Below are 6,644 nucleotides of genomic sequence, written 5' to 3'. Positions count from 1 at the left end.
CGTCGACGCGTGGCTGACCCACCTGGACGTCGAGCGCGGGGTGTCGGCCAACACGTTGGCCGCCTACCGCCGCGACCTCAGACGCTGGAGCACCTACCTCGAGCAGGCCGGCGTGAGCACCCCCGCCGACGTCACCGAGGCGCACGTCACCGAGTTCCTGACCGGACTGCGCGAGGGCGACGAGCACACCACACCGCTCGCGGCGACGTCCGCGGCCCGAACCCTCGTCGCCGTGCGCGGCCTGCACCGCTTCCTGGCGCTGGAGGGGGTGCTCGACGCCGACCCGGCACGACGGGTGAGCCCGCCCAAGGCTCCCTCGCGGCTGCCCAAGGCCATCCCGGTCGACGAGGTCGAGCGACTGCTCGAGGCTGCGTCGGTGGGCGACACCCCGGCAGCCCTTCGAGACCGGGCCCTGCTCGAGGTGCTCTACGGCACCGGGGCCCGGATCAGCGAGGCGGTGGGCCTCGACGTGGACGACGTGCTGGGGGAGGACGGCGTGGTGCGCCTGCGGGGCAAGGGCGGCAAGGACCGCATCGTGCCGCTCGGCTCCTACGCGGCGCAGGCCCTGTCGGCGTGGCTCGTTCGCGGCCGGCCGGCGCTCGCAGCCCGTGGTGGCAGCACCCCTGCTCTCTTCCTCAACACGCGCGGTGCCCGCCTCTCGCGCCAGAGCGCGTGGGCCGTGCTGCGTTCCTGCGCCGAACGAGCGCACCTGAACGGTCACCTGTCGCCCCACACCCTGCGGCACTCGTTCGCGACCCACCTGCTCGAGGGCGGCGCCGACGTACGCGTGGTGCAGGAACTGCTGGGCCACGCGTCGGTGACGACCACGCAGATCTACACGTTGGTCACCGTGCAGCGACTTCGCGAGGTGTACGCCCAGAGTCATCCCCGCGCCCGCTGATAGGGTCGGCCCCGATCAGCGCGATGCTGACCGTCGAGCACCAGACCATGTACCGGGGAGTAGAGAGTTGGATTCCGACACGGCGTTGCGCAGCGAGGCCCCCGGCACCATGGGGCCCACCGGCCGCCCCCTTCCCGCCTTCCCGGAACCCGCGCCCCTGGCCTCCCACGGGCCCGCGCGCATCATCGCGATGTGCAACCAGAAGGGTGGGGTCGGCAAGACGACGACCACCATCAACCTCGGTGCCGCCCTGGCCGAGGTCGGCCGCCGGGTGCTGCTCGTCGACTTCGACCCGCAGGGGGCCCTGTCCGTCGGCCTCGGCATCCCCACCCACGAGCTCGACGTCACGATCTACAACCTGCTCACCGAGCGCGGCCACGACGTGCGGGACGTCATCGCCCACACCAAGGTCGAGGGCCTCGACGTGCTGCCGGCGAACATCGACCTGTCGGCGGCCGAGGTGCAACTCGTCGGCGAGGTCGCCCGCGAGCAGATCCTCGCGCGGGTGCTGCGCCCCATCATCGACGAGTACGACGTCATCCTCATCGACTGCCAGCCCTCCCTCGGGCTGCTCACGGTCAACGCCCTGACGGCCGCGCACGGCGTCATCATCCCGCTCGAGTGCGAGTTCTTCGCGATGCGCGGCGTCGCCCTGCTCGTCGAGACCATCGAGAAGATCACCGACCGGCTCAACCCGCGACTTCAGGTCGACGGCATCCTCGCGACGATGTACGACGGTCGCACCCTGCACTCGCGAGAGGTCGTGGCCAGCGTCGTCGAGCACTTCGATGACCGGGTCTTCCACACGGTGATCTCCCGGACCGTGAAGTTCCCCGACGCCTCGCTCGCGGCCGAGCCGCTCACGACGTACGACTCCGCGCACAAGGGTGCCGAGGCCTACCGCCAGCTCGCCCGCGAGCTCATCGCGCGCGGCGGGGCGGCCTGAACCGATGACGACGGCCCCCGAGGAGGTCGGGGGAGCCGCTCCGACCGACCTCACCCCCGGTGGGGTGCTCACCCGCCGGGCTCCGGCGACGACCTTCGAGGTCTCCCTGGACAACTTCACCGGGCCCTTCGACCTGCTGCTGGGCCTGATCAGCAAGCACAAGCTCGACGTCACCGAGATCGCCCTGGCGCGGGTCACCGACGACTTCATCGCCCACATCAAGGCCGAGCGGGCCAAACCCACGGGCTGGGACCTGTCGCAGGCCACCGAGTTCCTCCTCGTCGCCGCGACCCTGCTCGACCTCAAGGCGGCGCGGCTGCTTCCGCAGTCCGGCCCGGAGGACGAGGAGGACCTCGCCCTCATCGAGGCGCGCGACCTGCTGTTCGCGCGCCTGCTGCAGTACCGGGCCTTCAAGGACATCGCCCACACCTTCGCGCAGCGGATGGCGACCGCCGGGCGCACCCAGCCGCGCACGGCATCCCTCGAACCGCAGTTCGCCGCGCTGCTCCCCGAGCTCATCATGACCGTGACCCCGGAACAGCTCGCGATGATCGCGGCGCGGGCCATGGCCCCGAAGCAGGTGCCGACCGTGGGCCTGGGTCACCTGCACGCCCCGCAGGTGAGCGTGCGCGAGCAGGCGTCCATCATCGGCGCCCGGTTGCGCCGCGACCGGGTGGCCTCGTTCCGGGCCCTGGTCGCCGACGCCGACTCCACCCTCGTCGTCGTCGCGCGCTTCCTCGCCCTGCTCGAGCTGTTCCGGGAGTCCTCGATCGCGTTCGAGCAGGCCGAGGCGCTCGGTGAGCTCACCGTGCGCTGGACCGGCGCCGAGGAGGGCGACATCGAGGTCGATGACGAGTTCGACGACGAGGTCGACGATGACGCGGACCCGTCACTCACCACCACAGGACCAGCGGAGAGCACCGATGAATGACGAGCACGAGAGCGCGGATGCCGTCGCGCCCCCTCCCGAGGACCAGCTGGCCTTCGACGTGGCCGACTTCCCCGGCGGGATCCACGCCGCCCTCGAGGCGGTGCTCATGGTCGTCGACGAGCCCGTGTCGGTCATGGCGCTGGCCTCCGCCATCGAGCAGCCGGCCGCTGACGTCGAGGCCGCCCTGCGCGAGCTCGAGGACGGGTACGCGGCCCAGCAGCGTGGGTTCACACTGCGCCAGGTCGGGGGAGGGTGGCGGATGTACAGCCGCCACGAGTACGCGCCCGTGGTCGAGCGATTCGTCCTCGACGGGCAGCAGGCCCGCCTGACCCAGGCCTCCCTCGAGACCCTCGCCGTCATCGCCTACCGCCAGCCGGTGTCGCGCCAACGGGTGGCCGCCGTGCGCGGGGTCAACGTCGACGGTGTCATCCGCACCCTGCTCAGTCGCGGCCTCATCGAGGAACTCGGTCACGACGAGGAGTCGACGGCCATCCTCTACGGCACGACGTCGTACTTCCTGGAGCGCCTCGGCCTCTCCGACCTCGACGACCTTCCCGCCCTCGCCCCGTACCTGCCCGAAGTCGACCTGCTCGACGAAATCGCCGAAGGAGGCCGCTCATGACGCCGCCGAACCCCCGTGGACCCCACCGACCCAGCAAGGGCAAGCACTCTGGTCAAGGAAAGCCAGCCGGCAAGGGAAAGGCGACCGGTGCGGGCAAGGCCAAGCGCCCGACCTCCGGCACGACGCGCCCCAGCCAGCCCACGGCCGTGCCCCAGTGGCCCGATCGTCCCACCGTCGACGTCCACGACCCCGACGGGGTGCGCCTGCAGAAGCTGCTCGCGGCCGCCGGCGTGGGCTCGCGGCGGGTCTGCGAGAACCTGATCACCCAGGGCCGGGTCGAGGTCGACGGCCAGGTCGTCACCGAGCTCGGGGTGCGGATCAAGGCGACCCAGAACGTCCACGTCGACGGCATCCGCATCCAGCTCGACGAGAGCCGCGTGTACCTGGCGTTCAACAAGCCGCTCGGGGTGGTCACCTCCATGAGCGACGACCTGGGCCGTGTCGACATCGGTGACTTCGTCGCCAACCGCAAGGAGCGGCTCTTCCACGTCGGCCGGCTGGACGCCGACACCGAGGGCCTGCTCATCCTCACCAACGACGGCGAACTGGCGCACCGGCTCCAGCACCCGCGCTACGGCGTGCTGAAGACCTACCTCGCGCAGATCCAGGGCCAGGTGCCCCGCGACCTCGGGCGGCGACTGCGCGAGGGCGTCATGCTCGAGGACGGCCCGGTCAAGGTCGACTCGTTCCGCGTCGTCGACTCCGCACCCGGCAAGGCCCTGGTCGAGGTGGTGCTGCACGAGGGGCGCAAGCACATCGTGCGGCGCATGCTCGCCGAGGCCGGCCACCCCGTGCTCACCCTGGTGCGCACCAAGGTCGGGCCCATCCACCTCGGCGACACCAAGCCGGGCAAGTGGCGCAACCTCACGAGCACCGAGGTGGGCCTGCTCTACAAGGCTGCGGAGCTGTGACGCGGGTCCACGTCATCGGCACCGGGCTGCTCGGCACGAGCCTCGGGCTGGCGCTGCGCCGCGTCGGCGAGGACGTGACCCTCGAGGACATCAGCCCCACCCACGCGGCCCTGGCGCGAGACCTCGGCGCGGGACGGCTCGCCGAGGGCCCGGTCGAGGACGATGCCGGCATCGATCCCGACCTCGTCGTCGTCGCGACCCCTCCGGACGTGACGGCTGCGGTCGTGGCCGGGGCGCTGACCCGTTGGCCGACGGCGTTCGTCACCGACCTCGCCTCGGTCAAGGGCGCCGTGGTGAACGGGCTGCGCGACGTCGGCACCGACCTCACCCGCTACTGCGGATCGCACCCGATGGCGGGGCGCGAGCGCTCCGGTGCCGTGTCCGGCCGCCACGACCTGTTCGACGGGCGAGCATGGGTGCTGACCCCGACCGAGGAGACCGACCCCGCTGCGATCGCACTCGTCACGGCCGTGGCCCGCTCGGTGGGGGCTGCGGTGAGCACGCTGGCCCCCGAGCGGCACGACGCGGCCGTCGCCGCGGTCTCGCACGTCCCCCAGCTGGCGGCGAGCCTCGTGGCGGCGCGGCTGGAACCCCTTGACGACGCGGCGGTGGCCCTGGCCGGGCAGGGGCTGCGGGACGTCACCCGGATCGCGGCGAGCGACCCCGGGCTGTGGACCCAGATCCTCGCGGGCAACGCACCCGCCGTCCGTGACGTGCTGACGGCGCTGGTGGCCGATCTCGAGCGGGTCGTCGACGCCCTCGACGACCTCAGCGAGTCCACCGACGCACCCGGTGCACGTGGAGCCCTGGCCCACGCCATCGCCGCGGGCAACGCGGGCCACGCGCGCATCCCCGGCAAGCACGGTGCCGCCCCCACGACGTACACGACGGTGCGCGTGCTCATCCCCGACGAGCCGGGCCAGCTCGGTCGGTTGTTCGCCCACATCGGCGAGATCGGTGCCAACGTCGAGGAGTTCCACCTCGACCACGGACTCGGCCAGGCCTTCGGGGTCGCCGAGATCGACGTCGTCCCGGGTGCCGCTGCGGGCCTGGCGGAGGGGCTCACCGAGCGGGGCTGGCACCTGCACGGCTGAGCCGCCAGTAGGCTTCCGGCCCATGAGTGCACCCCTGACGATCGCGATCGACGGACCCTCCGGCTCGGGCAAGAGCAGCGTCTCGAGGGCCGTGGCGCGTGCCCTCGGCGTCGGTTTCCTGGACACGGGGGCGATGTACCGGGCGTTGACGTGGTGGTGCCTCGACCGCGACATCGACCTCACTGATGCGGATGCCGTGGCCGCCGCCGCGCGTGACCTCCCGCTCGCGGTCGGTACCGACCCGGACGCCCCGACGGTGTCCGTCGCCGGCACGGACATCTCGCAGGCCATCCGCACGACGCGGGTCAGCACCTCGGTGTCGGCCGTGGCCACCAACCTCGAGGTGCGGGCCGAGCTCCAGCAGCGCCAGCGCGACCTCATGGCTCAGATCGCACAGGAGACCGGGGGAGTGGTGGCCGAGGGCCGCGACATCACCACCGTCGTGGCCCCGGACGCGAGCGTGCGGGTGCTGCTGACGGCATCCGAGGAGGCGCGGCTGCGACGGCGCTCGGCCGAGCTGCACGGCAGCACCGACGCAGCGGCGGTCGAGGCGACGCGCGACCAGGTGGTGCGGCGCGACCGCGACGACTCGACGGTCTCGACGTTCACCGAGGCCGCACCCGGGGTCGTGCTCGTCGACACCTCCGACCTGGACTTCGACCAGAGCGTGGCTGCCGTGCTCGCGGTCGTCACCGCAGAGACCTCTGCGTGACGCAGGGCTCGTGGACGACGTCAGCACTCCCGGCCCCGCAAGGGCACGCCTGGGACACCGGGTGGGACGGATCCTCTTCCGCCTGCTCTATGCCGCCCGCGCGGTGGATGCCGACCACGTCCCGCGCGACGGCGCGGTGATCCTCGCCGCGAACCACACCGGCTACCTCGACGGCCCCCTCGTCGTGTCGATGGCGCCGCGTCCGAGCCACTTTCTCGTGCTCGCGAAGACGTTCCAGGGGTTCACCGGACACCTGCTGCGGTGGAGTGGCCAGATCCCCATCGAGCAGGGTCGTGGGGACCGCACGGCTCTGGCCCAGGCGCTCGCCGTGCTCGCTCGAGGCGACGTCCTCGGCATCTTCCCCGAGGGTGGGCGCGGGCGTGGTGACCTCGCGTCCGCCGGCAAGGGGGTGGCGTGGCTGGCCCTGCAGTCCGGTGCTCCCGTCGTGCCCACCGCGTGCCTGGGGACGCGACGCACGGGTGAGCTCGCGGCATCCTGGCCACGCCTTCGCTCCCGACTCGTCGTCG

Annotated in this window: 8 protein-coding genes; all 8 read left to right on the top strand. The window is 72.2% G+C overall.

The window, feature by feature from the left end:
* Positions 1-901: site-specific tyrosine recombinase XerD (xerD, locus tag PLL68_RS09810; RefSeq protein ID WP_502910691.1), on the top strand; the 901-nt coding region annotated here is incomplete at its 5' end.
* Positions 902-1,010: 109 nt separating this feature from the next.
* Positions 1,011-1,847, top strand: a complete 837-nt coding sequence (locus PLL68_RS09805; protein ID WP_324533598.1) for a ParA family protein — start codon at positions 1,011-1,013, stop codon at positions 1,845-1,847.
* A 4-nt stretch (positions 1,848-1,851) separates the two neighbouring features.
* Positions 1,852-2,778, top strand: coding sequence for a segregation and condensation protein A (locus tag PLL68_RS09800; protein WP_324533590.1), 927 nt, complete (start codon positions 1,852-1,854; stop codon positions 2,776-2,778).
* Positions 2,771-3,400: an SMC-Scp complex subunit ScpB gene (gene scpB / locus PLL68_RS09795; protein ID WP_324533588.1), complete on the top strand. Its 630-nt coding sequence runs from the start codon at positions 2,771-2,773 to the stop codon at positions 3,398-3,400. The genes PLL68_RS09800 and scpB overlap by 8 nt, the downstream gene beginning before the upstream one ends.
* The gene (locus tag PLL68_RS09790) at positions 3,397-4,311 is read left to right on the top strand and encodes a pseudouridine synthase (RefSeq protein WP_324533586.1); all 915 of its coding nucleotides are present in this window, start codon (positions 3,397-3,399) and stop codon (positions 4,309-4,311) included. The genes scpB and PLL68_RS09790 overlap by 4 nt, the downstream gene beginning before the upstream one ends.
* A complete protein-coding gene (locus PLL68_RS09785; protein WP_324533584.1) occupies positions 4,308-5,405 on the top strand; it encodes a prephenate dehydrogenase in 1,098 nt (365 codons plus the stop codon). The genes PLL68_RS09790 and PLL68_RS09785 overlap by 4 nt, the downstream gene beginning before the upstream one ends.
* 22 nt (positions 5,406-5,427) lie before the next feature.
* On the top strand, positions 5,428-6,117 hold the full coding sequence (cmk, locus tag PLL68_RS09780; RefSeq protein ID WP_324533582.1) for a (d)CMP kinase: 690 nt from the start codon (positions 5,428-5,430) through the stop codon (positions 6,115-6,117).
* Positions 6,118-6,178: 61 nt separating this feature from the next.
* Positions 6,179-6,644 (top strand): lysophospholipid acyltransferase family protein (locus PLL68_RS09775; RefSeq protein WP_324533580.1); only part of this gene is annotated, 466 nt, incomplete at its 3' end.

It is taken from the genome of Ornithinibacter sp., from assembly GCF_035443565.1.
Classification (GTDB): Bacteria; Actinomycetota; Actinomycetes; order Actinomycetales; family Dermatophilaceae; genus Fodinibacter.
Note: the sequence above shows the minus strand (reverse complement) of the source record. Positions and strands in the feature narration are given on the sequence as shown.